The organism is Mycobacterium sp. E2479, assembly GCF_001667925.1.
Classification (GTDB): domain Bacteria; phylum Actinomycetota; class Actinomycetes; order Mycobacteriales; family Mycobacteriaceae; genus Mycobacterium.
Window position 1 is genome coordinate 1 of record NZ_LZJR01000053.1, and the last position, 23,814, is coordinate 23,814.

The following is a 23,814-nucleotide window of genomic DNA, read 5'->3' on the forward strand; positions in this document are numbered from 1 at the left end:
ACATTCCGACATCGACATCGAGCTGGCGGAGCGCCCGAGCCATGAGACCGTCGCGGCTGTCACCGAGGGGCGCGCGGAGCTTGGAATAATCGCCGACACGGTGGACTCGGGTCGACTGGAGTGCTCGACGCTGCGTCCGGACCGGCTCGTCGTAATCGTGCCGGCCGGCCATCCACTCGCCGACCGCGACCAAGTCGCGTTCAGCGCCTGTCTGGATTACCCCTTCCTGGGATTCACCCAGGGAAATCCGCTGCAGGAACACCTGAGTGGCCAAACCCAGCCTCTCGGCCTTCGCCCCCGCTACCGCGCGCCCCTCGGTGACAGCCGCGACGGTCTCATGGCTCGGGCGCTCCGCCAGCTCGATGTCGATGTCGGAATGTGCGGCTAGGAAGTTGGCCACCGCGGTCGGCAGCAAGGTTTGGGTGGCCGACGTGTTCGCCAGCACCACCAACGTGGATTGCAGCCCGTCGGAGAAGCGAGCCAGTTCGGTGCGCATCCGAGCCAGCTGGCCAACGATCGCTCGGGCGTGTGCCACCAACAACCACCCGGTCGGAGACGGCACAACACCCCGCCGATGACGGTCCAGCAATCTAGCGCCCAGAGCCTTCTCCATTGCCTTGATCCTCGCGCTGGCCGAGGCCAACGACAGATGCGCGCGGTCTGCTCCTTGCGTGATGCTGCCCTGGTCGACTACCTGCAGAAACAGTTCTAGATCGGTGAGGTCGTAGGCCATAGAGTCACACTACTCAAACCGCCACAGGCCTATGAGACTTCGGCATAGACGAAGGCTTATGCGGGAGATAACTCATTGTGCGTGTGGCTCCCGGCGTACACGCTTGGTGCAATGCCGAGTACCGGCCGACAGGTACTACACGCAACCCGGAAGGTTTCGAATGTTTACGGATGCTGATCGCAGCGAGATCTCCGATCAACGGATCGTCGCGGACTGGGCGCTGGGCGAGTGGGCGGATCGCCTCGTCGAACAAGCCGGCCTCGGGGTCACCGTCCTCGACCGGCACGGCACGGTGATGTACTACAACAAATGGGCGTCCGAGCATCTGGATCGCCAACCCGCCTACCTCGGGCATTCCGTGCACGAACGGCATCACCGCAAGATCACCAACCCGCGGTTCGACGCCATGCTCAAGCTGTTCAAGGACGGCCGAATCGAGCCGGTGCAGTACGTGGCCAGTCCGTACGGAAACACCACCATCCTGGTGACGGTTTCGCCGATCCGGTTCGGCGGGGAGCTCGTCGGCCTATCACAGCTCGTGCAGCTGAAAGACGAAGTGCAGGAACTGCTTGCACGTTTCGACGCCACGGGCCGCGAGTCGTTCGAACGCGAGATGCTACCCAGCGGCTACCCGGACGCGTGACGGTCGTAAGGATAGCGTCATGCCACTCGTCCACATTCACGTCATCGAGGCTCGCCGTACGGCGGCACAACTTCGGCGGCTGGTGGATACCGTTCAGCAGGTAATGCTCGATCACTTCGCTGCGCCAGACCGGGACCGGTACCAGTTGATCACCGAGCACAAGCCGGGCCAGATAATCGCGGAGGACACCGGACTCGGGTTCGAGCGGACCGATGACATCGTCATCTTGCAGATCGTCCAGCAGGGTCGAACACGCGACCACAAGCAAGCAGCGTACCGGGCCCTTGCTGACCGACTTCAGGCTGAAACCGGCCTAAAGCCATCGGATTTGATCGTCTCTATCGTCGAAACCACGCGTGAGGATTGGTCGTTTGGCGACGGCATCGCGCAGTTCGTCGAAGGTCCGCTGTAGACTCGCGTCCTTATCCGTAACGCTGCATATTCGATTCGTGTGTATTCCCGAGGGGGGTCACGCGAGTCGAGTTGTTAGCCTTTCCAGACGACCTTGTCCGTGCCTCCGGCGTCCCGGTAGACGACACTGTCGGGGTTCGTACCGTTGCGAACGTCGAAGTAAATGCGGCCCGTAACAGGGGTGCCCAGGGGGAGTGGCCCCTCGGGAAGGCCGTCGGTCTGGTTACCCTTCATCACCGCAAACGTGGAGCTGTTGACCGCGCGGGCATTGAAGTCGGCAATGTTCGGAGTTGCATTACCGCTCACACCTTTGGCCGTGACGTCGGAGTACCAGATGCCGTCGTTGTGGCCGCTGGGCTGCAGGTTGCTCACGGTGTAGTCGATGGTTCCGCCATTACTGGAAAGCTCTGCCATCTGGCCGAATTGCAGTACTTGCGGATCGGCGAATGCCGGTGTCGCCGCGAGGATTCCGGCCGCCGCCAGTGCAGCTGTCGCTGTCGTGGTTTTCAACGCAATATGTGAGAACGCCACGTCGGGCTCCCTTCGTGAGGCGCCGGCTATCCAGCACAGGCAGCTGAGAATGAGGTTTATCCAAAGCTCGGCATCTCAAACCTGACGTTTGGCAAATAACGCTTGCCGATCGCGCGGTCGTTGATCAGCCCGGTATCGGAGCAATTTGCTTCCCTAAGCCTTTCTTTTTGAACTTCTCACCGACGGGGTAGGAAGCGACGGGCGATTTCACAACAGCCAACATGAACACGCAGCACAATGTCGCTCCGATGATTTCTCCGAGCCCCGGTGACCCCTTACTCAGGTGCTCCGGCTCGCCGTCTATCACCGCGCTGTAAGTTCGTTCGGAGCCACGAAGACCGTGACCGCCTGCGCCACTCAAGTTGGTTCGGCTTTTGCCCCGGCGGGCGTGGGGGCCAGCCGGCAACTTGATCCACACCACACAACGCGAGAGGAAGCGCATGAGAACGATCGCATACCGCCACGCGGCAGTCGTCGGCCTGGCCGCCGTCGCGCTGATCACCGCGGGCTGCAGCAATGACAAGAGCGTCGACGCGTCGGCATCGCCACAGCCCGGGGCGCACGCCACCTCTGCGTCTACAACCCCGGCACCGCCCACCGAGGTGAAAATCATCGGGGAGCGCGACGTCGAGGTGACCCTGACCGGCCCGATCGCAGCCAAGTACTCGTCGGCAACCGAGGATCAGAGGCGTGCTCTCGGCAAGCCGCTGACGGGGGACCGCAACGCGGGAAAACGGGACAGCGGCGTCGTATTTCAGCAGTTCCAGGGTGGCGCGATCACCGCCAAGAACGACGAATCCGGCACGCCCGCATATATCACCCTCGGCAAAATCCGGGAGGCCTGGAACATTCCACGCGACCCGGACGGCACGCCTGCGCCCACCGGCACTAACGGTTCGGCAGGCCCGCTGGGCTTGCCCATCAGCGACCAGAACGCCGTCGGCGATCTGCTCGTGTCGAACTTCGAGCACGGCTCGATCGGGTACAACCCGAAGACCGGCCAGGTCCGAGTGACGATGAACGGCAAGGTCGTGCCGTCCGGGCTATAGCCCGAATCGAGCGTTCACCTGGAGCGGGGGTTGCAGTGCCCTACGAAACGTCGCCCATGCGGATCCAGTGAGTGTCTTACAAACCCTCATATCACGTTCCCATGGGCGCGACTACCTTCCGGCCGCCTCGATCTCTAAGGGCCGCATCACCTTCGTCCGGCAGTTGTAACCGCACTCAAGCGCGAAGCTGCAGGGGCGTGAAATTATTGCGAATTACATTGCAAGGCAATATATATAGACGATACTGCCTCTGTTAACATGTCATATTTCGTACCGCCGCATTCCTCCCTTGCGAGGCTGCGATCAGCGACTGAGAGCAGGGGAGCGGTGCGACACAATGCATTCGCTGGCGTCTGTTCGGAGTGCGCCGCAGATGCCATGACGGTGAATGGTTTCGACCACATGGATCGACGCGAACTGGCGGTTGTGTGGTGTATGTGGATGCGCACGTAGTTTGTAGCCCACAACTTGTGTGATGCAAAAGATTCCGTCATTTCTCCGCGGGGATCGCGATATCGCGCTTGAGGATCTTGCCGGTGGGACCCTTGGGCAGTTCGTCGACGAACCAGACCCGCCGCGGGTATTTGTAGCCGGCCAGGCGGTCCTTGACGAAGTCCCGGATTGCGGCGGCGTCCGCTTCGGCTCCGGACGTCAGCGCGACCGCGGCGCCCACCTCCTCGCCGAGCATGTCGTCGGGGATGCCGATGACGGCCGCCTCCCGGACCGCGGGATGCTCGTAGAGAACTTCCTCGACTTCGCGCGGATAGACGTTGTAGCCGCCACGGATGATCATGTCCTTGGTTCGGTCGACGATGAAGTAGTAGCCGTCGTCATCGACGCGCGCCAGGTCGCCGGTGTGGAACCAGCCGTCGCCGTCGATCGCGGCAGCGGTCGCGTCTGGCCGGTTCCAGTAGCCCTTCATGACATTGTGGCCACGGATGGCGATCTCGCCGACACCGTCCTCACTTACGTTGACCAATTTCATTTCGACCCCGGTGACCGGCGTGCCGATCGATCCCGGCTTGCGCTCCCTGTCGGGATGGTTGAACGACGCGAGCGGCGAGGTTTCGCTGAGGCCGTAGGCCTCGAGCACCATGCAGCCGAAGGCCTCCTCGAAGCCACGCATCAGCTCGACCGGCATCGCGGCCCCACCCGATATGCACAACCGCAGCGACGCCGTGTCCGACCGCTTGTCGCTGTACAGCATCGCGGCGAACATCGTTGGGACGCCTTCGAACACGGTGACGTGGTCGCGCTCGATGATCTCGAGTGCCTTGGCCGGATCGAAACGAGGGATCAGTGTCAGGCAGCTGCCGGCCGCAACCGCGGCGTTCAGCGCCCCGGTCTGCCCGAACACGTGGAACAGCGGCAGGGCGCCCAGGATCACGTCGTCGGCCGCCAGGTCCACCGCCTCGGCCGCCATCGCAGCGTTACGACGCAGGTTGGCGTGGGTGAGCTCTGCGCCCTTCGGCGTGCCGGTCGTACCCGATGTGTAGAGGATCACCGCGGTGTCGCCATCCTCGCGCGGGAGGGGTTCGGCGACGGGTTCGGCCGCGCCGATCAGTTCCTCGAATTCTCCCGGGGTCACCACGATGCACTCAGCACCAGTAGCCGTGGCTGCGGCCCTTGCAGCGGGTGCGAACTCATGCCAGGCGATAATCGACTTCGCCTGCGAGTCCGACAGGTAGAAGGTGGTCTCGCGATCCTTCAGCAGAACATTAATGGGCACCACAACACCGCCCGCCCGCAGCACGCCGTAGTAGGCGACGGCGAAGTAGGGAACGTTCGGCAGCATGACGCCGACCCGATCACCGGGAAGCAATCCATGCGCTGCCAGCAGACCGGCCAAACAGGCGCTGGCCGAATCGAGCCAGCTGTAGGAAATTTCGACATCGTCGAGGCGCATGGCAATGCCCTCCGCGCGACGTCGGGTTGCCTCGATTAGGTTCAGTGCCAGACTGCTCATATGGTGCCTCCTTGCGGATAGGGTTGAGGAATTCGCTGCGGTCTTCGCCGGCAACGGCAGTGGATGAGCCTCGGGGAGGCGGCGTTGATGGGGGTGCATTTCACCGGGACCAACTGAAAGTTCACACAGTCGCAGATCGCGAGAAATGTTCGACAAGAGTTGGTTGATAGAAGCGTCTCAAGGCGACATGAGCGAAGATGCCGGGCTAGGGACGACGCGGGATGGTCGGTCTTGCATGACATGTCACGCTTGCCATGTCGTGAGAGCACAGGATCGAGTCTGTGCCCCGCGACGGTTCCGGATGCCGTGACGACGGGAGCAAAAGAAGCCAGCCGACGATGAGCAAGGTGACTGCGAGCAAAAGCGTCATCGCGAGTTGACCAAGCAAATACGGTATGCCATGGGGCTTCGGCACCTGGCTCGGGCAAGAATTAGCCAAATATTTGCCGGTGAGCGATCCAATCACCCTACTGAGACCTTCCTTCCTTTCTCCGTTGCTCGATACGGCCTCGGAGCGCCGAGGCGGTACCCCGGCCCGGCCAGGTCAACGGCCGATGACCCGGTCCCAGATGTGTCGAGCGCCGAGAAAACAGTGCACGGAGATCGCGGCAATGCCGTCCCCTTCTCGAAGTCGCGAGGTGATATCGGGTCCAGGGTAGTTACAGACCGCGGCCATGAGGCCTCCTTGAGTCAGACGTTGAGGCGACGAATGCATGAAATGCACTGTAACAGTTATCAGTTCAGATACAAGACTTATGCCTTGACGGCGGCCGTCGGCTGCAGAGTCATCCCGTGAACTTCCAGAGCCGAACCAGCGAAGTAGACCTCTAATAATCTATATAGAGCTATCTTTCGGTGGTTAGGGGTTACGGCGGTTGCCACAACCTGCAATTGACGAGCTTGCTTCTATCAGGATCACATCCCGGAATTAACGTTTGAACTGGTAGGTTTCATCATCAGACGGTATGCTGCTTGCTGTGAGACAGACATCGTTTGCGAACTGGCCGTGTTCGATCGCCCGCACGGTCGACCTGGTGGGGGACGGATGGGCGATACTGGTGTTGCGTGAGGCGATCTACGGGATCACGAAGTTCGATGAGTTCCAGCGCGAACTGGGAATCGCGCGCAACACATTGACCGAGCGGCTGAATCGGCTTGTGGAGCAAGGACTGTTGCACAAGCGGCCCTACCAGCACGAACCCGTCCGCTTCGACTACCTGCTCACCGAGAAGGGGCGAGACTTCTTCGGCGTTCTGGCGGCCATGTCACGGTGGGGAGACCAATGGCTGGCGGGGGCTGACGGCGCGCCTGTGGTGTTTCACCACGAAAGCTGCGGACACGACAGTCACGCCGAAGTTGTGTGCGCCACCTGTCGAGCGCCGCTACGAGCGGAAGATACGACGATGAAGATGGGCCCCGGATACCCCAAGAAACTGCGAAGCCGCCCCAACGTGCAAAGACGGTTCGCGCGCAACTGATCCGTCACTCACTCTTTACCGAGGGCGGCATGGACGTGGTGCAAGTGCGCATAGAAACCACCATGCGACCGTCAATACTTGTGCCCGTGCAGCACGTCCAGCACTTACCCTGGCCGGTGAATTCTCTACTAGCAGGAAGCCCAGGGCGGCGCGACCACCGCCGAACAACGGGGCCGGCGCCCGCACATATCACTAGGGTTGAGGAGTCGCGCTATGGGTATCCGCCGTTAAACGGCACCTGCCGCGGCAACCCGTAGATCGGAGCGACCGTGATCATCCTCGGCATCATCCTTCTCGTTGTCGGCTATTTCACCGGCCTCAGCATCCTGTACACGATTGGCGGCATCTTGGTAGTCGTCGGCATCATCCTGTGGATCTTGGGCGCGGTGGGGCGTCCCGTCGCTGGGCGGAAAGTGTGGTTTTGACGCGCCGTGTCGCGTGACTTCAGCCAGCTGGGCCCATGAAAGGGCCGAATAGGATACTGGCTGGTCACCCACCATTTCATACCCCCGCTATTCCAAGTCCTACCTAACATAATGTCGCTTATCGGTACGGACTAACGCCGAGCTCCGACAAGCATCTCTGTTTTAGCTCGTTGCCACCCCGGCTTGGCAACCGCGCGGCGTCATCTGCCGACAACCCCCGACAGGACTCCGTCTTACCAACTAGCCGCGGCTGCGCGTCGGGTGGGAAAGTGCCATCGGACCGCCCCGCGCGTACCACAAAGTGGTCGGTACCCCTTCCGCCGTTGCGGCCACATCGGCATCAATACGTCACTGTGACGAATTGCTTTGCCCCGCGCTGCACTCCGGTCTTCGCACGGCAGGTCCGCGAGCATCGCCCAACGCTACTCTGGGCGTTCAGCAAGCGCGCCGAGCCTCGGATTCAAATGACGACGAGACGGCAGGCCAATCACGCGCCCCGCCGGCGTGGGATGACAGGTACACGCATCGACCCCCAGACCCCCGTTCCCTACTCCCCGCCCATCGCCACCAATACGTCACTGTGACGAATTACCCTGCGGCGCAGGAATATTGGGGTACGCGGTGGGCCGAGCCTAGTTCGGCTTGTACCCCCACCGCCTGGCCCGTGCGCGGCGATGCGTGTCGGTCGACCAGAGATAGCCGCAATCCGCGCACTGCAAATGCACCAGGGTGCCCCGGTTGCTCAGCAGGTACTGCCAGTGTGTATCGCAGTTTCGGCTGCTTCGGCAATCAGCACACTTGGTGCCATGATCGCAGCATGGGCACGGCAGCCATGCGCGACGGCTGCGATCGGCAGTCGGATCAATCGGGAACACGAGCAGTGGTCCGTTCTGGCAGTACACCGGCGCGGACCAGCTCGTCGTAAACCCGCTGCTGCTCGTCGTCCAGATTCGAGTACAGCATGTCGTAGGCCTTCTGCTCCTCGGCGAGCACCGCGACGGGGTCCCAGTCGTCACCTATTGCTTCAAGCACGGCGCTGCGCCTGCGCGCCTCATCGCGGGTCAGGTCATAGGCAAACTCGAGGTCGGCCATCTTGCCCCCAGCCAATAGATAGATACACAAACGAATGGTTAGGATTCCCTAACTGGCGGCGGCGACGCTATGACATACGTCACTGTCGGCGGTTGAGCTTCGTCACACTCCGCACAGCCACACGCACGGCCCGGCATCCCGCAACCGCGGTACGCGATACGAGGCGATCGTCTGAGTCGCCGGGCGACGCATGCCCCAAACCCGGCCCGCGAACCCCCTTGTCCCCTTCCCGCCTATCGTCGATAATTCGTCACAGTGACGAATACTGTTGCAGCGCAGGGGCATTGGGGACGCTCCGGCCTCGGATGCCGACTCAAACCGGGCGTGACGGAAAGTGTTGAATAGATCGCCCACGTATGTTGCCGGCCGCGTTTCACGCGCTCGTTCGCCGATACCTCTGCAGCCGCCGCAGTGCCTGCGCCGACGCCGGTCCCGATGCCGGCTGCAGCGCTTTATCGAGTCGTGCACGGACGGCGTGGGTGTCGAGATGCATCCCGATCGCCACCAGGCAGTTGGCTGTGGCGCCCGGCGGCGCCTTCCGGATGTGGATTGCGTTACCGACCAGGTTGACGAGATAGTCACGGATGACGGTGCGGTGCTGCACGGCCACGATGCCTTTCAGCCTGAACACCTGCGGCGGTGGATCTTCGAGAAGGTCGAACACGGCATCGGGGTCGACGCAGCCGGAGCCGCTGACGGTCACGGCATCGGCATGGACATGGTCATGGTCGTGCTCGGGCACCAGGTCCAGGAGCGAGAGTTGCCCAACCTGTTCGGAGGTGCCGGACGCGTCGAAGAGCAGCGTTGGGTCTATCCGGCCGGCCGTTGTGCCCACGACGTGTACACGCGGGTTACGTTGCGCTGCACGCTGTGTGACCCGTTGCACCACAGCCGAGCGCTCGTCCTCAGACACCTGGTCAAGCTTGTTGACCACAATCAGCGATGCCGCGCCGTAACGCACCGGCGGCACTGTGCCGCAGTCAACGGTGTCGAAGTGGTTCACGGCATCGACGACGTCGATCAGCCCGCCGGCCCGGATCCCGCGGATCTCACTGAACCCGATGATCCGTGCGATCGCTACGGGGTCGGCCAGGCCGCTGGCCTCAACGACAATGGCATCGAGACGGCGAGCCGGGTCGGCAAGCTTGACGAGTGCGTCATCAAGGCCGCCGCCGTCGGGCAGGCAGCAGATGCAGCCTCCCGCAATCGAGGCCGGCTCGTCGACCTGGCCCGCGACCAGGCCGGCGTCGATGTTGATGTCGCCGAAGTCGTTGATTATCACGCCGATTCGTGTGCCGGGGTGACGTAGCAGGTGGTTGAGTAGCGTCGTCTTTCCGGCTCCCAGATGGCCAGTAAGCGCGATGACGGGTATCGCAGCCAAAGCTTTGCCCTCCACGTCGACATCCGGACATCCGATGCTAGCCACTGCGCGGACGGCAATGGCCCGAGGCCGACTACCGTGCGCATCCCGCGCGGAGGATCATCGCCACTATAACAGAGCAACTGCTCTGTTATAGTGGCCCAATGCCACGTCCGCGCAGGCACGATCCCGACGCCGTACTCGACGCCGTCGAGGACATGGTGGCGCGAGCGGGCCCAACCGCGGTGACCATCCGAGCAATCAGCGCGGCGGTGGGTGTGTCCAACGGCGCTGTGTACCACACGTTTACGTCGCGGGGTGGGCTGATGGGCCAGGCCTGGCTGCGGGCGGGTCGGCGATTTTTGGCTTTGCAGACCTCGCTGGTCGACGAAGCACTCGCCACTGGCGGTCCAGACGGCCCGCCCGAGGCCGTGGTGGCCGCTGCCAACGCGGTTGTGGTGTTCACCGAGCGGTATCCCGGCTCCTCAACGCTCGTGCTGCGCGTGCGTCGCGAAGAAGTGCTCGGCGATGACGTTCCCGATGATGTTGCCGATGAGCTCCGCCGGCTCGACAAACTTCTCGTGGCGTTGATGGTGCGGCTTGCCATCGCGCTCTGGGACCGCAAGGACGCGGCGGCGGTCGACGCGATAACCAGCTGCGTCGTCGACCTGCCCACCGCGCTGTTGCTGCGTCGCGACCGGCTTGCAAGCGCCACCGCACGCGCCCAGCTACACGCCGCCGTGCGCGCCGTGCTGGCGGTCGGGCCCCCCACGCCGACGAACTTTCCCAACGGCAAGCACAATTCAAGAGGAAAAACATGACAGTGACATTGGACTACGCCGACAAGATCGCAATCGTGCGCATGGGCGATGACGAAAACCGTTTCTCCCCTGGATTTCTAGACGACATCGATGATGCGCTCAGCCAAGCCGTCTCAGATGGCGCCCAAGGGCTGATCACGACCGCCGACGGCAAGTTCTACTCCAACGGTCTGGACCTGGAATGGCTCAGCGCGCACACCGATCAGGGACAGTGGTACATCGGCCGGGTGCACCAGCTGCTGGCACGCATGCTGACCCTGCCCCTGCCCACCGCGGCCGCGGTGGTGGGTCACGCGTTCGGCGCGGGAGCGATGCTGGCCATCGCGCATGACTTTCGGGTGATGCGCGTCGACCGCGGGTACTTCTGTTTTCCGGAGGTAGACATCCGCATCCCTTTCAACCCCGGCATGGCCGCACTGATCCAATCCAAACTCACGCCGCGCGCCGCAATCGCCTCGATGACCACCGGCCGACGCTTCAGCGCTCCCGAGGCGGAGCAATTCGGGATCGTCGACGCCGTGTCCCCCGAAGGCGCAGTCACCGACACGGCCCTGGGCGTGGTGCGCCCACTGCAGGGCAAAGATCAAGGCACGCTGGGCGCGATAAAACAGACGATGTTCCAAGGCGCGGTGCGTGCACTAATCGATCAGCAGAGCGGGTCGCAATGATTGCGCGTGGACACTGAGTCGGTTCCTGTATGGTCAGCGATGTCTGCCAGCGCAAGGGAACAGAGGGCATTGGATGGCAAACAGGCTCCGCGACAACGCCTTCACGTCTCCTCAGGTATTGGATCCCGGCCTTCGCAAGGTAGCGCGATTCGTGCCTCGCGGATACGCGTTGCACCGCGGCCTGAAGTTTCAGCGCGCTGTCATGAACATGATGGGCAATGCGGGACGCATCCGCACCGTGCCCGTCGCCGCCGTCAACGAGCACGTCAGCGTCCGTCTGCACCGCCCGGCCGGCCTTCCCGACCGCGCACCCGCATTGCTGTGGATCCACGGGGGCGGAACCATCATGGGGCACGCGGCCCAGGACGATAAGTACCTGCGCAAGCTGTCTGGCCGCACCGGCTTCGCGATTGCCGGGGTAGAGCACCGCTTGGCTCCCGAACATCCGTATCCGACACCAGTCGAAGATTGTTATGCGGCCCTGATGTGGCTGGCCCGCCAGCCGTGGGTGGACCCGGACCGGGTCGCCATCGGCGGGGCTAGTGCCGGTGGTCATTTCGCGGCTGCGGTCGCGCAGCGAGCCCACGATCGAAACGATGTCCAAATCACCTTTCAAATGCTGGTCTATCCGATGCTCGACGATCGCACCGGCGCCAAGCGCGACGGCCCCAGGCGCATCATGTGGAGCGAATCGGACAACCAACTCGCCTGGCAGTGGTACCTGAACGGGGCGGACCCCGAAGAGGCGGCACCGGCTCGCCGAACGGATTTGTCCGGCTTGCCCCCCGCCTGGATCGGAGTCGGAACGCTTGACCTCTTCTATCAGGAGAGCCTTGAGTACGCGCGACGCCTGCGTGCGGCGGGGGTGCCGGTGCACGAGGAAATCGTTCCGGGCGCATTCCACGCGTTCGATCAGATCGCCGATAAGGCGCCGATATCGAACAGGTTCTTCGAAAGCCAATGCGACTATTTGCGGTGTGCGCTTGCGCCCAGCGGCTGATCGCCACCCGGTGACGCATCATTCGCCGCGTTTATCCGAATCGCGGTGTATCAGCTGGGCTTATCTCTCAGCCTGGTTTCACCGTGCAATTCGCCACGCCACACGGGGCTAATCAGCCAAAGATTGCTGAGGGACACGACGCGCAGCGCTCGGTACCTCGAATACGCACCGTTTGACTGCAAAGTGTGCACAACGTGCAACTATGTGGATATGGGTAACGCCATCGGGCTACGAGAGCGCCGTCGCCGCCAGACGAGCGCCGACATCCGCGATGCCGCGGTGCGCCTCACGGTGAAACGAGGATTCGACAAGGTCACCGTCGACGAAATCTGCGCCGAGGCCGGAATTGCCACGCGCACGTTCTTCAACTACTTCCCCAACAAAGAGTCCGCGCTTGCCTACGGCCCCTCGGACATACCCCCCGAGCTGGTGGCCGATTTCGTCGCCGCCGGGCCCGCCCCCTACTCCGTAGTGCTGGCGGAGCTGATCACCCTGGCCGCTCACCACCTCCGCGACGTGCCCCCGCCACGCGAACACGCGGCTCACATGCTGCAACTCGCCAAGACATCTCCCGCCGTTTTGGCGGCGTTCCTCGCCGATTTGGAGCGATTTCAAAAGCAGTTGACCGACATCATCGTGCGGCGCCAGGCGATGAAGCCGGACGACGAGATGGCAGCCTTGATCTCTGCGCTGGCGCTGACGGCGGTGCGATCCGGCATCGAGAAGTGGGCCAGCGGCGAGGCAAATGAAACCGCCGACACGCCCATGCCCTATGTTGAGCGTGCCGCGGCGCTGGTGAACAGCATCTTCACAAAGTGATCTGAAACACCAGCAGCAAATGTTGCATGCACTGCAAGATATGCACATCATGTACTATGCGCTGGTGGCGGTACCCGGGGAGGCTTCAGCAACAAGGCGAGCCGGGTGTCGATGCCGGGGACGTCAACCGGTGTGGGTGGGCAGCATTCACCGCGTTTGACGGCCCTGCGCGCGCGAACCGTAGCAATCGACGTAATGCGTTGCCGGGCAATGCGACTTGTGGACAGTCACCTGTCCACGACATCCGGTCGGGCAAACGCTGATCCGCGTCACGAACACGTGATGGGGAAGGGATCACCTAGGTGCAGATATCGAGACTCGTGCGCAACGCCTGGCTGCCGCTGTTGATCGTGGCGGTCGTCGTCGTCGGCGGCTTTGCGGTCGTCAGGGTCAAATCGTTTTTCGGCGCCCACGACACCGGCATCATGAGCAGCCCGCGGCTCGACGATTCGAAGCCGTTCAAGCCCAAGGTCGTCAAGTACGAGGTTTTCGGCTCGGCCGGGGCGGCCAACGTCAACTACCTGGACTTGTCCGCCGACCCGAAACGCATTGACGGCGCGCCGCTGCCCTGGACGCTGGTCCTCAGCACCACCGCCCCCTCGGTCTTCCCGAATCTATCGGCGCAGAGCGACGGCAATTCGCTCGGCTGCCGCATCACCATCGATGACGAAGTCAAGGCCGAGAACATGACTCGCGGCGTGCACGCCCTGACCTTCTGCATGGTGAAATCCGCATGAGCACAACAATCGACGACACGCGCACCGACGCCATCCCCGTCATCAAAGATCCCGTGCACGACAAGATCCCCCGGATCATCCGCACGTTCGCCGTACCGATCATCCTGGGCTGGATCGCCATCATCGCGGTGCTCAACGTCGTCGTCCCCCAGCTGGACGAGGTCGGCAAGATGCGTTCGGTGTCAATGGCGCCCGATGATGCGCAATCTGTCGTCGCGACCAAGCGCATGGGCGCGATCTTCAACGAGTACAAGTCCAACAGCTCGGTGATGATCGTCCTCGAAGGTCAGAATCCTCTCGGGGCCGACGCGCACGCCTACTACGACCAGATCGTCAAGAAGCTCGACGCCGACACCAAACACGTTGAACACGTTCAAGATATGTGGAGTGATCCACTGACCGGTGCGGGCGCGCAGAGCAATGACGGCAAGGCCGCCTACGTCCAGGTTTACCTCGCCGGTAACCAGGGCGAGGCGTTGGCCAACGAGTCGGTCGAATCCGTCCAACAGATCGTCAAGAGCGTGCCGCCGCCCAAGGGCGTCAAGGCCTACGTCACCGGGCCCGCGGCGCTGTCAGCGGATCAGCACACCGCCGGCGACCGCAGCCTGCAACTCATCACGGCCGCCACCTTCACCGTGATCATCGGCATGCTGCTGTTGGTTTATCGGTCGATCATCACCGTGCTACTGACGCTGGTCATGGTGGTCCTAGAGCTGTCCGCCGCACGAGGCATGGTCGCTTTCCTGGGCTACTACAAGATCATTGGACTCTCGACGTTCGCCACGAACCTATTGGTCACGCTGGCGATCGCAGCCGCCACCGACTACGCGATCTTCTTGATAGGTCGATATCAAGAAGCCCGCGCTGTGGGCGAGTCCCGAGAAGAGGCGTACTACACCATGTACAAGGGCACCGCCCACGTGGTGCTCGGGTCGGGTATGACGATCGCCGGCGCGACCTTCTGCCTGCACTTCACCAACCTGCCGTATTTCCAGACGCTGGGCATTCCACTGGCCATCGGCATGGTGGTCGTGGTCGCGGCGGCGCTGACGCTGGGACCCGCCGTGATCTCCGTGGCGTCGCGCTTCCGCAAGACGCTCGAACCGAAACGGACACAACGAATTCGCGGGTGGCGCAAGATCGGCGCCCTCGTCGTCCGCTGGCCCGGCCCGATCCTGGTGTTGACGATCGGTGTGGCGCTGGTCGGCTTGCTGACCCTGCCCGGCTACCGCACCAACTACAACGACCGCAACTACCTACCTGCGGACCTGCCCGCGAACGAGGGTTACGCAGCTGCCGACCGGCACTTCTCGCAGGCGCGAATGAACCCCGAAGTGTTGATGATCGAAAGCGATCACGATCTGCGGAACTCGGCGGACTTCCTGGTGATCGACAAGATCGCCAAGACCGTCTTTCGGGTGCCGGGGATCGGCCGCGTGCAAGCCATCACTCGCCCGCAGGGCACGCCGATCGAGCACACGTCGATCCCCTTCCAGATCAGCATGCAGGGTGTCACCCAGCAGATGAACCAGAAGTACCAAGAAGATCAGATGGCCGACATGCTGCATCAGGCGGACATGATGCAGACGACCATCGACAGCATGCAAAAGATGCAGAGCATCACGGCGCAAATGACCAACGATATGCATCAGATGGTCAAGAAAATGCACGACATGACCATCGACATCAATGAATTGCGCGACCACATGGCGGATTTCGAGGACTTTTTCCGACCGATCCGCAGTTACCTCTACTGGGAGAAACACTGCTACGACATCCCCGTGTGCTGGTCGCTTCGCTCGGTCTTCGACGGCCTGGACGGCATCGACACGATGACCGATGACATCGAAAGCCTGCTACCGATCATGGATCACCTTGACACGCTGATGCCCCAGATGGTGGCGCTGATGCCCTCGATGATTGAAAACATGAAGGCTATGAAAACCACGATGCTGACCATGTATTCGACGCAGAAGGGTCTGCAGGATCAGCAGAACGAGGCGCAGAAGAACTCCAATGCCATGGGCAAGGCATTCGACGCCTCCAAGAACGACGACTCGTTCTACCTGCCGCCGGAGACGTTCAACAATGCCGAGTTCAAAAAGGGCATGAAGAACTTCATCTCGCCCGACGGGCATGCCGTGCGATTCATCATCAGCCACGACGGCGATCCGATGTCACAGGAAGGCATTTCGCACATTCCGTTGATCAAAAAGGCCGCCTACGAGGCATTGAAGGGCACACCGCTGGAAGGCTCGAAGATCTATCTCGCGGGTACCGCGTCGATTTACAAAGACCTCAGCGACGGCAACACCTATGACCTGTTGATCGCCGGAATCGCCTCACTGTGCCTGATTTTCATCATCATGCTGCTGATCACGCGCGGTGTCGTGGCATCGGCGGTCATCGTGGGAACCGTCTTGCTCTCGCTGGGCGCGTCCTTCGGCCTTTCGGTACTGATCTGGCAGCACCTGATCGGCATCGAGCTGCACTGGATGGTGCTCGCGATGTCGGTCATCATCCTGCTGGCCGTCGGCGCCGACTACAACCTCCTGCTGGTGGCGCGGTTCAAGGAGGAGATCCACGCCGGCCTGAACACCGGCATCATCCGGTCGATGGGCGGCACCGGCTCGGTGGTGACCTCGGCGGGGTTGGTGTTCGCCTTCACGATGATGACGATGGCGGTCAGCGAGTTGACGGTCATTGGTCAGGTCGGGACCACCATTGGACTGGGCCTGCTGTTCGACACCTTGATCGTGCGCTCGCTGATGACACCGTCCATTGCCGCGTTACTGGGCAAGTGGTTCTGGTGGCCGCAACGGGTCCGTCAACGCCCGGTTCCATCGCCTTGGCCCCAGCCGGCCAGGCAACCCGAATCGGTAACCGCCGCTAGGTAACCCAGTCCGGTTGGGCGTCGGTCTCGACGTTGGAGAAGTCCTTGTGGCCCAGGCCGGCGGTGGTGCCGCCGTCGACGACAAACTCCGAACCGGTGGAATAGCTGGACTCGTCGCTGGCCAGATAAACCACCAGGTTGGAGACTTCGACCGGCTGGGCCGCGCGACCTAGCGCCGTCTGGAAGAGGTCATCGGGAACCCAGTCGGTCATCGGGGTCTTGATGAGCCCGGGATGAATCGAGTTGACCCGGATCCCGCTCGGACCCAGTTCGAGCGCGGCCGACTTGGTCAGGCCCCGCACAGCGAATTTGGTCGCGGTGTAGCCGTGACAGGCGATCGTGCCGGCCATACCTTCGATCGAGGAGATGTTGATGATCGATCCCCGGCCCGTTTCCTTCATGGGTTTGACGACCGCGCGGATCCCGAGAAAAACACCGGTCAAGTTGATGTCGAGGATTCGCTGCCACTCCGAGAGCGCGTAGTCCTCCAACGTGCCGATGTTGATGATGCCCGCGTTGTTGACCAGCACGTCGATGCGGCCGAACTCACTCAGCGCGGTCGCCACTGCCGCATCCCAATCCTCCGGCTTGGTCACGTCGAGGTGTAGGTAGCGGCCCGCGTCACCGACTTCCGCCGCCACCGCCTTGCCCTCGTCGTCGAGGATGTCACCGAACACCACCTTGGCTCCCTCAGCGACCATCGAGCGCACGTGCGATGCACCCATCCCCCGGGCACCGCCACTGATGAGGGCGACCTTGCCCGCCAACCGTTCTGCCACCGCGTTCTCCTGTCGTGAGGTTCGTCTACGCACCATACGTACGGACGCCTAGGTATGGCCATAGCCACCTCGCGAGTCCGTCCCTATTACAAGACGGCCTTCTCATGGTGCCGGGCCGGCCGCGAATCAGCCCGTTTGTCAGCACTGGCGGCATCGTCCGACGTCGCGAAGCGCGCAGCCTCCGAACCGGTCCACCACGAGCGCTAAATGTACGAAAGCCTCCACTCACGGCTTAGCGCGGTGTTGAAATTGGTAGATAAAGGCACCAACCGAACGTATTTGTTCAAGGATACCGATGAAAGACGCTGATATCGGCCGGTGGGCCGACAGGGTGCTGTGCGCATTCGACATGCTGGATTCATTGAACAAGCCGGCGAATCTGCAGACGCTGTCTGAAGCAGTCGCCGCTCGGTTTGCGTCACAGTTCGACAAGGACGCCCGGCTGTATCGAGACAAGAAGCCGCATTGGCAGCACGATGTGGATGAGACGGTCGAGTACCTCATCGGTCGCCGACTGGTCGCGCGAATCCGGAGATCCAAGCAAGCTGCGCCGGCCGCCGAAACCGCCACGCTGCGGCTGACCAAAGCCGGTGTGGCGCAAGCTAAGGAGGCTTGCGAGCGGGCTAGCGGCGGTGATTACCAGGTGGCTTACATGGCGTCCCCAGCCGAACCGCCGACGCCCAAAGAGCAGTTGCTAACGGGCGTGATTACACCGCCGCTACGCGAGAAAATGAAAGCCTTGCCATGGAAGGGCCAGCCGGAGCCGCTTGGCGTGATGATTGAACTGAATTCACGGTTTTACGCCGGCGCGCAGGCAGCACGCGAACGCGTCGCCGCGCTGTGGCAGATGATCGGGGCCACTGACCCGCCGTTGGCGGTCGGCGACCAGTACCTGACCGGCGATTTGGTGGCCGGTCAAATTGAGAGCCTGGTGTCCGCCGATGCCGCGGCCCTCGATTGGCCGATGCGTGCGATATTCCGAATCTGGCCAGATTTCGAGGCGCACCCGCAGATTGACGGGTCGTCGGCGACGATCAAGGCCCGAGCGGCGCAACGCTCGTTTGAAAGCTTCGGCGACGGGATCGTCTGGGCGGTCATCGATTCCGGTATCCAGGCCGACCACCCGCATTTCAGCGGGTTTGCAACATTGACCGACGCTTCGGTGGCCGATCTGCACCGGGATTTCACCGCCAACAGCGACGAACCTAGCCTTGCTCTCGTCGACGACAATGGGCACGGTACGCATGTCGCGGCGATCATCGCCGGCGGCCTGCAGAACTGGCAGCCTGCCTCAGGCGACCACAAGGTGGTTGTCGGTGAAAAGCGCTTCAATGCCGCCTCGCCCGACGACGCGTTCCCGATCATCCAGCCGCGCGAGATCAGCGACATCAATCGGCTGTCCGGCATGGCGCCACACGCAAAGCTGGTCAGCCTCAAAGTTCTCGGTGAAGGCGATCTAGCGGCCCGGGTAGGCCGGGTCATGCGGGCGTTAACCTACGTGCGTGAGCGCAACGCCGCCAGCGACAAAGTTCCGCGCATCCACGGCGTAAACCTCAGCCTCGGCTACGAGTTCGCCGCCGAATGGTTCGCCTGCGGGCAGAGCCCATTGTGTGTGGAAGTCGACAAGGTCGTGCGGTCCGGCGTGGTAGTCGTGGCAGCGGCAGGCAACACGGGATACGTCACGCTGAACCCAAAATTCGCCGACGTCACCAGGTTCAGCGCGGGAGTGACCATCAACGACCCTGGCAACGCCGAGCGCGCAATAACCGTCGGCTCGACACACCGCGATTCCCCACACACCTTCGGCGTGTCCTACTTTTCCTCGAGAGGGCCGACGGGAGACGGCCGGGCCAAGCCGGATCTGGTAGCCCCTGGCGAACGGATCACGTCCGCGGCCGCCGGTCAGAACCTGCGCAACATGCAGGACGCCCATCTCGAGGATCTCACCGGGGCTGCGGTGTATATGGAGGACAGCGGCACCAGCATGGCCGCACCACACGTCTCGGGTGCCATCGCGGCATTCCTGTCGGTGCAGCGCGAAATGATTGGCAAACCCGAGGAAGTCAAGAAGATCTTTGTGGAGTCGGCGATCTCGCTGGGCCGCGAACGGGCCTTCCAGGGCGCCGGCATGGTCGATCTGATGCGCGCGCTCCAATCGGTCTGAGCAGACCGCAATCCAACACCCAAGACAGGACACCCAGAAATGACCGACACCATCGCCAATCGCCCCATCTGGCGTCTTCTGTTCGACAAGGACGGCGACCCGGACCCGCAGACATTGACTGAGTTGAAGGAGGGCATCGCCGCCAATCAATATACCGATCTGGTGATATTTTCCCACGGCTGGAATAACGATGAGAAGACGGCAAAATCATTGTACGACAGGTGGTTCGCGCTCCTAGCCGATCAGATCGACCCGACCATCAAGGCGGGATTCGTCGGCATTCGCTGGCCCTCTCAACTCTGGCGTGATGAACCGATACCCGACTTTGCAGCGCCCTCGCAACCCACGCCCGGCGGCACCGCAGCGCTGGCCAAACAGTCGACCGTTGCAGCGGGACCGCCCACCATCGACCCACTGCAACTAGAAGAGCTCAAAAAGATTTTCCCGGACGGCGCTGCACAATTGGACACGATCGCCGCCCTGCTGACCCAGGTGCCGTCACAAGATCGGGTAAACGCGCTCTTCAACGCAATGCGCGAATTCAGTAGCGCGACCGCGACCGGCTTCAACGACGGTGAAGAAGCCAAGAAGTCCGATCAGCCCGGAATGCTTCGCGCCGACCAAAATCCGAATCTCGTGTTCGGCAAGTTCTATGACAAGCTTGTCGAGTCCGGTGTCGACTTCAGTAGTGGCGGCGGAACGGCCGGCCTCACAGACCTCGCGAAGAAGCTCCTTTACGGTGCCAAGGAGACGCTGCGACAACTGACGTACTGGCAGATGAAGAACCGGGCCGGCGTGGTCGGCAAAGACGGGCTCGGGCCGGTCATCACACAGCTTGCCGGCCAGTTCGATGGGCTGCGTATTCATCTGATCGGGCACAGCTTTGGCGCTCGGCTGGTCTCTTTCGCGCTCGCCGGACTACCGACGAGCGGCCCGTCGCCGGTACGGGCGGTCACGCTGTTGCAGGGCGCCTACTCACGATTCGCTTTCAGCGATTCGCTGCCGTTCTTAACCGCGCTGGAAAAGCCGCGTGCCGGTGCGCTAGCTGGCCGGCTAAACCGCATAAACGGACCGATGACCGTCTGCTTTTCAAAGCACGACCGAGCGCTGGGTATCTTCTACCCGCTGGCGTCCATGTCCGTCGGTGACGACGCAGCCGCACTGTGGGACCCGTTGGGGCGCTGGCGCGCCATGGGGTCTGATGGCGCGTTCGGGGCCGCCCCCCAACCACTGAAAGGGACCGGCTCAGAATACCCGTTCGAGACGGGTAAGATTCTGAATCTGGATGCCTCCGACGTTGTCACGCAAGGCAATTCCCCTTCCGGTGCGCACAGCGACATCTTCTACCCCCAGCTGGCCTGGGTGGCCGCCGCCGCAGGCGGCCTGAACCCCAAGTAGGCGCCCACGTGCGAGGGCCGTGCCCGAGACATCAGTTGCAACAGAGGTTTGGCCAAGACAAGCCAGTCGCCCGTGTCGCCGCGGACAACCCAGGACCGGGCCAGACGATCAGGCGTCAGGAGTCGTACGCCCGTAACAGCGCCCGCGTGCGTGCCCGGCCCTCCAGCGACGGATCGAAGGCCGCGGCGACGTACTCGTCGACGCCCGCGGCGCGCAATTCGTCGAGCCGGCCGCGGACGGTGTCCTCGTCGCCGATGATGGCGGCGTCCTGTGGCCCCGCGTAACCCTCGCGGTCGAGCATCGCGCGGTATGACGGCAGTTGCCCATAGATGGCGAACTGTTCGGCCGCCTGCTTGCGGGCGGCGTCGACGTCGTCGGTAACACTGACCGGCAGCGACGCGGCGACGCGCACCTCGCCCTCGCGTCCGGCGTCGGCGGCCGCCTGGCGCAGCGTGGGCGCGACGTGCTCAGCCAGTGTTTTCGGACCGGTCATCCAGGTGCAGGTGCCCGACGTGCGCCGCCCCGCGACCTTCAGCAGCTGGGGGCCCAGCGCCGCGATGTAGACGTCGGGCCGCGGCGCCCCCGGGATCATCAGGGCGCCCCGAGTGGTCACCGTCTCCCCCGTCGCGTCAGCGCGTTCACCGGCCAACAGGGGCAGTAGCCCGTCGAGGAATTCATTCAGCCTTCGCACCGGCTTGTCCCACGGAATGCCCCACATTCCTTCGGTGACCGCCTGGTGGGTCATGCCGAGCCCGAGCGTGAACCGCCCACCCGAGGCGAGGCTCAGCGTCAGAGCGCGCTGCGCCATCTGCATCGGATGCTGGTTTTGGATCGGTACCACGCCGCTGGCCACCTCGATCGTGTCGACCACGTGCAGCGCAATCGCCAAGACCATGAGAAGGTCTGGCTCGTAGGGCAATTGACTCATCCACACACGATTGAAACCTTCGTCGCGAAGCGTCGTGAGGTTGGCGATCGTCGCGTCAATCGGCGATTGGCTGCCGGATCCGCTGAGTTGCCCGAACATAGAGACCTGCATGACCACCACGCTCCTTTGCCTCGCCCTTCCGCGGTGAACGGTTTTCGTCGTTCGACTCTACGGCCAGGTTCCTCCCAAGCGGCGACAATCGCGCCTTCCGGCCCCCGCGGTGGCCGGCCAGTCGGTCAGTGCATGCGAAACGCCTTGTTCTACATCGGTATCGCGGCGGCCGATCGCGCCGATGGGCGCGCATTTCCCATTACACCCTACGGACAGTGGTGGCGTTCCCCACATCGCCGGGGCCGGGCACGATCACAACAGTGGAGCAATCCATCGCAGCCGGGTGCCCTTGCCGTCGGCGCTGCCGACTTCGATTGTGCCTCCCGCCCGTTCGACCCGCCGGCGCAATGTCATCAGGCCGGCTTCGGTGATGTCGTGAGGCAACCCTTTTCCGTTATCGACGACGTCGATGCACAACTCGTCGCCGACCTCGACGGCAATCGTGAGCTTGGTCGCCGCGGCGTGCCGTACCGCGTTGTTGATCGCTTCCGTGACAACGGCTTCGGCTTCTTCGGCCAACGCGCCCTCAACCACCGAAAGCGGTCCTTTGTATTGAACGGTGGTAGCCAAATTTTCCGAAAGCCGGCCGATCACCTCGTCTAAACGCTGGCGTAATCCGGTGACGTCGGTGGATTTACGACGCAGGTCGAAGATTGCGGTGCGAAAATCCTGCACCACCGCGTGGAGATCGTCGACCGCCGTGTTGAGGCGTTCCTGTACTTCGACCGAACGTGCCCGCATGATGGTGCCCTGAAGCGCGAGGCCGACGGCGAAGACACGCTGAATCGCGTGGTCTTGTAAATCGCCGGCGATACGGTCGCGCTCGGCTAGCACTTCGGCCTGGGCTCGGGTCTGGGTGAGCTCGGCCTGGAGTGCCAACTGCTGGGTGATATCGCGGATGGCCGCCGATACCATCACTCCCTGCTCGGTCTGCAATGGGCTGAGGCTTACGTCGACCGGGAACGCGGTCCCGTCGCGACGCTGCCCCCAGAGCTGCAGACCGGCCCCCATGCGCCGCGCCGCCGGCTTGTCGAAGAAGCCGGCCCGGTGCCGTTGGTGGGCGTCACGCAGCCGGGGCGGGATCAGCATCTCAATTTCCCTGCCGAGCAAATCTTCGCGCTGGTAGCCGAACATCTGATCGGTTCGCGCGTTGGCAAGCATGATGCGGCCGTCCGGCCCGACGATAACCATCGCGTCGGGAGCCGACTCGAGCAAAGCGTGGAACATGGTTTCGGCTCGCTGGTGCTCGGCGGTCACATCTCGCATCACTTTAGTGAAACCGGTGACGGCGCCCACCTCGCCTTTTATCACGGCCAGCACCACCCCGGCGCGAAACCGCCGACCGTCCTTGCGCACCCGCCAGCCTTCGAACTCGATACGTCCGGACTCACGGGCCGCGGCCAACTCGCGGTCGGCCAGACCGGCGGCGCGGTCCTCTTCCGTGTACAACATCGACACAGGTTGATCGAGCGTTTCCACCACCGAGTACTTCATCATCGCCTGTGCGCCCGGGCACCAGCGGACTATGTCACCGCTCGCACTGAGCTGGACGATGGCGTAATCGGTGATCACGTCAACCATGGCGTCAACATCAAAGAGACGCTCCCGCAAGCTCTTGTTCAGCAATGCCGCGCTCACATAGCGTTCGGCGCTGGGCGATGTCATCAGGGCTGGCCCCTCTTTCGTTGCGTCGAACTGCACCGATGCTACCTTCCTGACCCATGCTTCATCTGGGGATTCCCACCGGCCAATTCACCGAATCCCCGCCCGGCGCTCTCACCGCGGGAAACGAACTGGGTCAGTGAATC

At 62.7% G+C, this 23,814-nt stretch carries 22 protein-coding genes and 1 pseudogene; 14 read left to right on the top strand and 9 right to left on the bottom strand.

Translation table 11 applies throughout. From position 1 onward, the window contains the following. Positions 1-22 precede the first annotated feature (22 nt). The gene (locus A5686_RS28350) at positions 23-388 is read left to right on the top strand and encodes a LysR substrate-binding domain-containing protein (protein WP_369829681.1); all 366 of its coding nucleotides are present in this window, start codon (positions 23-25) and stop codon (positions 386-388) included. Between the two features lie 216 nt (positions 389-604). On the opposite strand, the pseudogene A5686_RS28355 reads toward A5686_RS28350, so the two are convergent. Continuing rightward, positions 605-733, bottom strand: a pseudogene (locus A5686_RS28355) (LysR family transcriptional regulator); the annotation flags it as partial. 160 nt (positions 734-893) lie between these two features. Between A5686_RS28355 and A5686_RS06195 the strand changes: the two are divergent. Beyond that, a complete protein-coding gene (locus tag A5686_RS06195; protein WP_067932165.1) occupies positions 894-1,376 on the top strand; it encodes a PAS domain-containing protein in 483 nt (160 codons plus the stop codon). Between the two features lie 19 nt (positions 1,377-1,395). Then, positions 1,396-1,788, top strand: coding sequence for a tautomerase family protein (locus tag A5686_RS06200; protein ID WP_067932168.1), 393 nt, complete (start codon positions 1,396-1,398; stop codon positions 1,786-1,788). Positions 1,789-1,862: 74 nt separating this feature from the next. On the opposite strand, the gene A5686_RS06205 is transcribed toward A5686_RS06200, so the two are convergent. After that, positions 1,863-2,318, bottom strand: coding sequence for an MPT63 family protein (locus A5686_RS06205; protein WP_067932169.1), 456 nt, complete (start codon positions 2,316-2,318; stop codon positions 1,863-1,865). A 440-nt stretch (positions 2,319-2,758) separates the two neighbouring features. Between A5686_RS06205 and A5686_RS06210 the strand changes: the two genes are divergently transcribed. Further along, on the top strand, positions 2,759-3,367 hold the full coding sequence (locus A5686_RS06210; protein WP_067932171.1) for an LGFP repeat-containing protein: 609 nt from the start codon (positions 2,759-2,761) through the stop codon (positions 3,365-3,367). A 490-nt stretch (positions 3,368-3,857) separates the two neighbouring features. On the opposite strand, the gene A5686_RS06215 is transcribed toward A5686_RS06210, so the two are convergent. After that, the gene (locus A5686_RS06215; RefSeq protein WP_067932173.1) at positions 3,858-5,333 is read right to left on the bottom strand and encodes a long-chain fatty acid--CoA ligase; all 1,476 of its coding nucleotides are present in this window, start codon (positions 5,331-5,333) and stop codon (positions 3,858-3,860) included. A gap of 544 nt (positions 5,334-5,877) precedes the next feature. Beyond that, positions 5,878-6,009 (bottom strand): hypothetical protein, encoded by a 132-nt coding sequence (locus tag A5686_RS28200; protein ID WP_255405001.1) that lies wholly within the window; start codon positions 6,007-6,009, stop codon positions 5,878-5,880. A 301-nt stretch (positions 6,010-6,310) separates the two neighbouring features. Between A5686_RS28200 and A5686_RS06220 the strand changes: the two genes are divergently transcribed. Further along, positions 6,311-6,811 (top strand): helix-turn-helix domain-containing protein, encoded by a 501-nt coding sequence (locus tag A5686_RS06220; protein ID WP_067932270.1) that lies wholly within the window; start codon positions 6,311-6,313, stop codon positions 6,809-6,811. Positions 6,812-7,080: 269 nt separating this feature from the next. Then, on the top strand, positions 7,081-7,236 hold the full coding sequence (locus A5686_RS27090) for a hypothetical protein (RefSeq protein WP_156749964.1): 156 nt from the start codon (positions 7,081-7,083) through the stop codon (positions 7,234-7,236). Positions 7,237-8,097: 861 nt separating this feature from the next. Here A5686_RS27090 and A5686_RS06225 read toward each other — a convergent pair. Then, on the bottom strand, positions 8,098-8,328 hold the full coding sequence (locus A5686_RS06225) for a DUF6400 family protein (protein WP_067932175.1): 231 nt from the start codon (positions 8,326-8,328) through the stop codon (positions 8,098-8,100). A gap of 373 nt (positions 8,329-8,701) precedes the next feature. Beyond that, positions 8,702-9,709 (bottom strand): GTP-binding protein, encoded by a 1,008-nt coding sequence (locus tag A5686_RS06230; protein WP_067932272.1) that lies wholly within the window; start codon positions 9,707-9,709, stop codon positions 8,702-8,704. Positions 9,710-9,852: 143 nt separating this feature from the next. Here A5686_RS06230 and A5686_RS06235 point away from each other — a divergent pair, with 143 nt between their 5' ends. The 6 genes from A5686_RS06235 (at position 9,853) to A5686_RS06260 (ending at position 16,630) form a co-directional block, all read left to right on the top strand. After that, positions 9,853-10,509, top strand: coding sequence for a TetR/AcrR family transcriptional regulator (locus A5686_RS06235; RefSeq protein ID WP_067932177.1), 657 nt, complete (start codon positions 9,853-9,855; stop codon positions 10,507-10,509). Continuing rightward, complete coding sequence (locus tag A5686_RS06240; RefSeq protein WP_067932179.1) at positions 10,506-11,177, top strand: enoyl-CoA hydratase-related protein; 672 nt, start codon at positions 10,506-10,508, stop codon at positions 11,175-11,177. Before A5686_RS06235 ends, A5686_RS06240 begins: the two co-directional genes overlap by 4 nt. A gap of 73 nt (positions 11,178-11,250) precedes the next feature. Beyond that, entirely contained in the window at positions 11,251-12,177 is a 927-nt protein-coding gene (locus A5686_RS06245; protein ID WP_067932181.1) for an alpha/beta hydrolase, read from the top strand. 210 nt (positions 12,178-12,387) lie between these two features. Continuing rightward, on the top strand, positions 12,388-12,996 hold the full coding sequence (locus A5686_RS06250; protein WP_067932183.1) for a TetR family transcriptional regulator: 609 nt from the start codon (positions 12,388-12,390) through the stop codon (positions 12,994-12,996). 302 nt (positions 12,997-13,298) lie between these two features. Continuing rightward, a complete protein-coding gene (locus A5686_RS06255) occupies positions 13,299-13,733 on the top strand; it encodes an MmpS family transport accessory protein (RefSeq protein ID WP_304528436.1) in 435 nt (144 codons plus the stop codon). Next, on the top strand, positions 13,730-16,630 hold the full coding sequence (locus A5686_RS06260) for an RND family transporter (protein ID WP_067932187.1): 2,901 nt from the start codon (positions 13,730-13,732) through the stop codon (positions 16,628-16,630). Before A5686_RS06255 ends, A5686_RS06260 begins: the two co-directional genes overlap by 4 nt. Here the strand turns inward: A5686_RS06260 and A5686_RS06265 are convergent. Then, positions 16,623-17,405 carry an SDR family oxidoreductase gene (locus A5686_RS06265; protein WP_067932189.1) on the bottom strand — a complete coding sequence of 261 codons (783 nt, stop codon included), beginning with the start codon at positions 17,403-17,405 and terminating at the stop codon, positions 16,623-16,625. The two genes, A5686_RS06260 and A5686_RS06265, sit on opposite strands and share 8 nt — an antisense overlap. 295 nt (positions 17,406-17,700) lie before the next feature. Here A5686_RS06265 and A5686_RS06270 point away from each other — a divergent pair, with 295 nt between their 5' ends. Then, positions 17,701-19,569: a S8 family peptidase gene (locus A5686_RS06270; protein ID WP_067932191.1), complete on the top strand. Its 1,869-nt coding sequence runs from the start codon at positions 17,701-17,703 to the stop codon at positions 19,567-19,569. Positions 19,570-19,608: 39 nt separating this feature from the next. Further along, entirely contained in the window at positions 19,609-20,967 is a 1,359-nt protein-coding gene (locus A5686_RS27545; protein ID WP_067932193.1) for an alpha/beta fold hydrolase, read from the top strand. Positions 20,968-21,082: 115 nt separating this feature from the next. Here the strand turns inward: A5686_RS27545 and A5686_RS06280 are convergent, their stop codons facing one another. Both A5686_RS06280 and A5686_RS06285 read right to left on the bottom strand, forming a co-directional pair. After that, positions 21,083-22,006, bottom strand: a complete 924-nt coding sequence (locus tag A5686_RS06280; RefSeq protein ID WP_067932274.1) for a TIGR03564 family F420-dependent LLM class oxidoreductase — start codon at positions 22,004-22,006, stop codon at positions 21,083-21,085. Positions 22,007-22,258: 252 nt separating this feature from the next. Continuing rightward, positions 22,259-23,707, bottom strand: coding sequence for a PAS domain S-box protein (locus A5686_RS06285; RefSeq protein WP_231986299.1), 1,449 nt, complete (start codon positions 23,705-23,707; stop codon positions 22,259-22,261). Between the last annotated feature and the right edge of the window lie 107 nt (positions 23,708-23,814).

Coding starts and splice junctions, on each gene's coding strand:
- A5686_RS06235 (WP_067932177.1), top strand. CDS start 9,853: ATGCCACGTCCGCGCAGGCACGATCCCGACGCCGTACTCGACGCCGTC.
- A5686_RS06210 (WP_067932171.1), top strand. CDS start 2,759: ATGAGAACGATCGCATACCGCCACGCGGCAGTCGTCGGCCTGGCCGCC.
- A5686_RS06260 (WP_067932187.1), top strand. CDS start 13,730: ATGAGCACAACAATCGACGACACGCGCACCGACGCCATCCCCGTCATC.
- A5686_RS06200 (WP_067932168.1), top strand. CDS start 1,396: ATGCCACTCGTCCACATTCACGTCATCGAGGCTCGCCGTACGGCGGCA.
- A5686_RS27545 (WP_067932193.1), top strand. CDS start 19,609: ATGACCGACACCATCGCCAATCGCCCCATCTGGCGTCTTCTGTTCGAC.
- A5686_RS06250 (WP_067932183.1), top strand. CDS start 12,388: ATGGGTAACGCCATCGGGCTACGAGAGCGCCGTCGCCGCCAGACGAGC.
- A5686_RS06270 (WP_067932191.1), top strand. CDS start 17,701: ATGAAAGACGCTGATATCGGCCGGTGGGCCGACAGGGTGCTGTGCGCA.
- A5686_RS06280 (WP_067932274.1), bottom strand. CDS start 22,006: ATGCAGGTCTCTATGTTCGGGCAACTCAGCGGATCCGGCAGCCAATCG.
- A5686_RS06245 (WP_067932181.1), top strand. CDS start 11,251: ATGGCAAACAGGCTCCGCGACAACGCCTTCACGTCTCCTCAGGTATTG.
- A5686_RS06195 (WP_067932165.1), top strand. CDS start 894: ATGTTTACGGATGCTGATCGCAGCGAGATCTCCGATCAACGGATCGTC.
- A5686_RS06215 (WP_067932173.1), bottom strand. CDS start 5,333: ATGAGCAGTCTGGCACTGAACCTAATCGAGGCAACCCGACGTCGCGCG.
- A5686_RS06225 (WP_067932175.1), bottom strand. CDS start 8,328: ATGGCCGACCTCGAGTTTGCCTATGACCTGACCCGCGATGAGGCGCGC.
- A5686_RS28200 (WP_255405001.1), bottom strand. CDS start 6,009: ATGGCCGCGGTCTGTAACTACCCTGGACCCGATATCACCTCGCGACTT.
- A5686_RS06240 (WP_067932179.1), top strand. CDS start 10,506: ATGACAGTGACATTGGACTACGCCGACAAGATCGCAATCGTGCGCATG.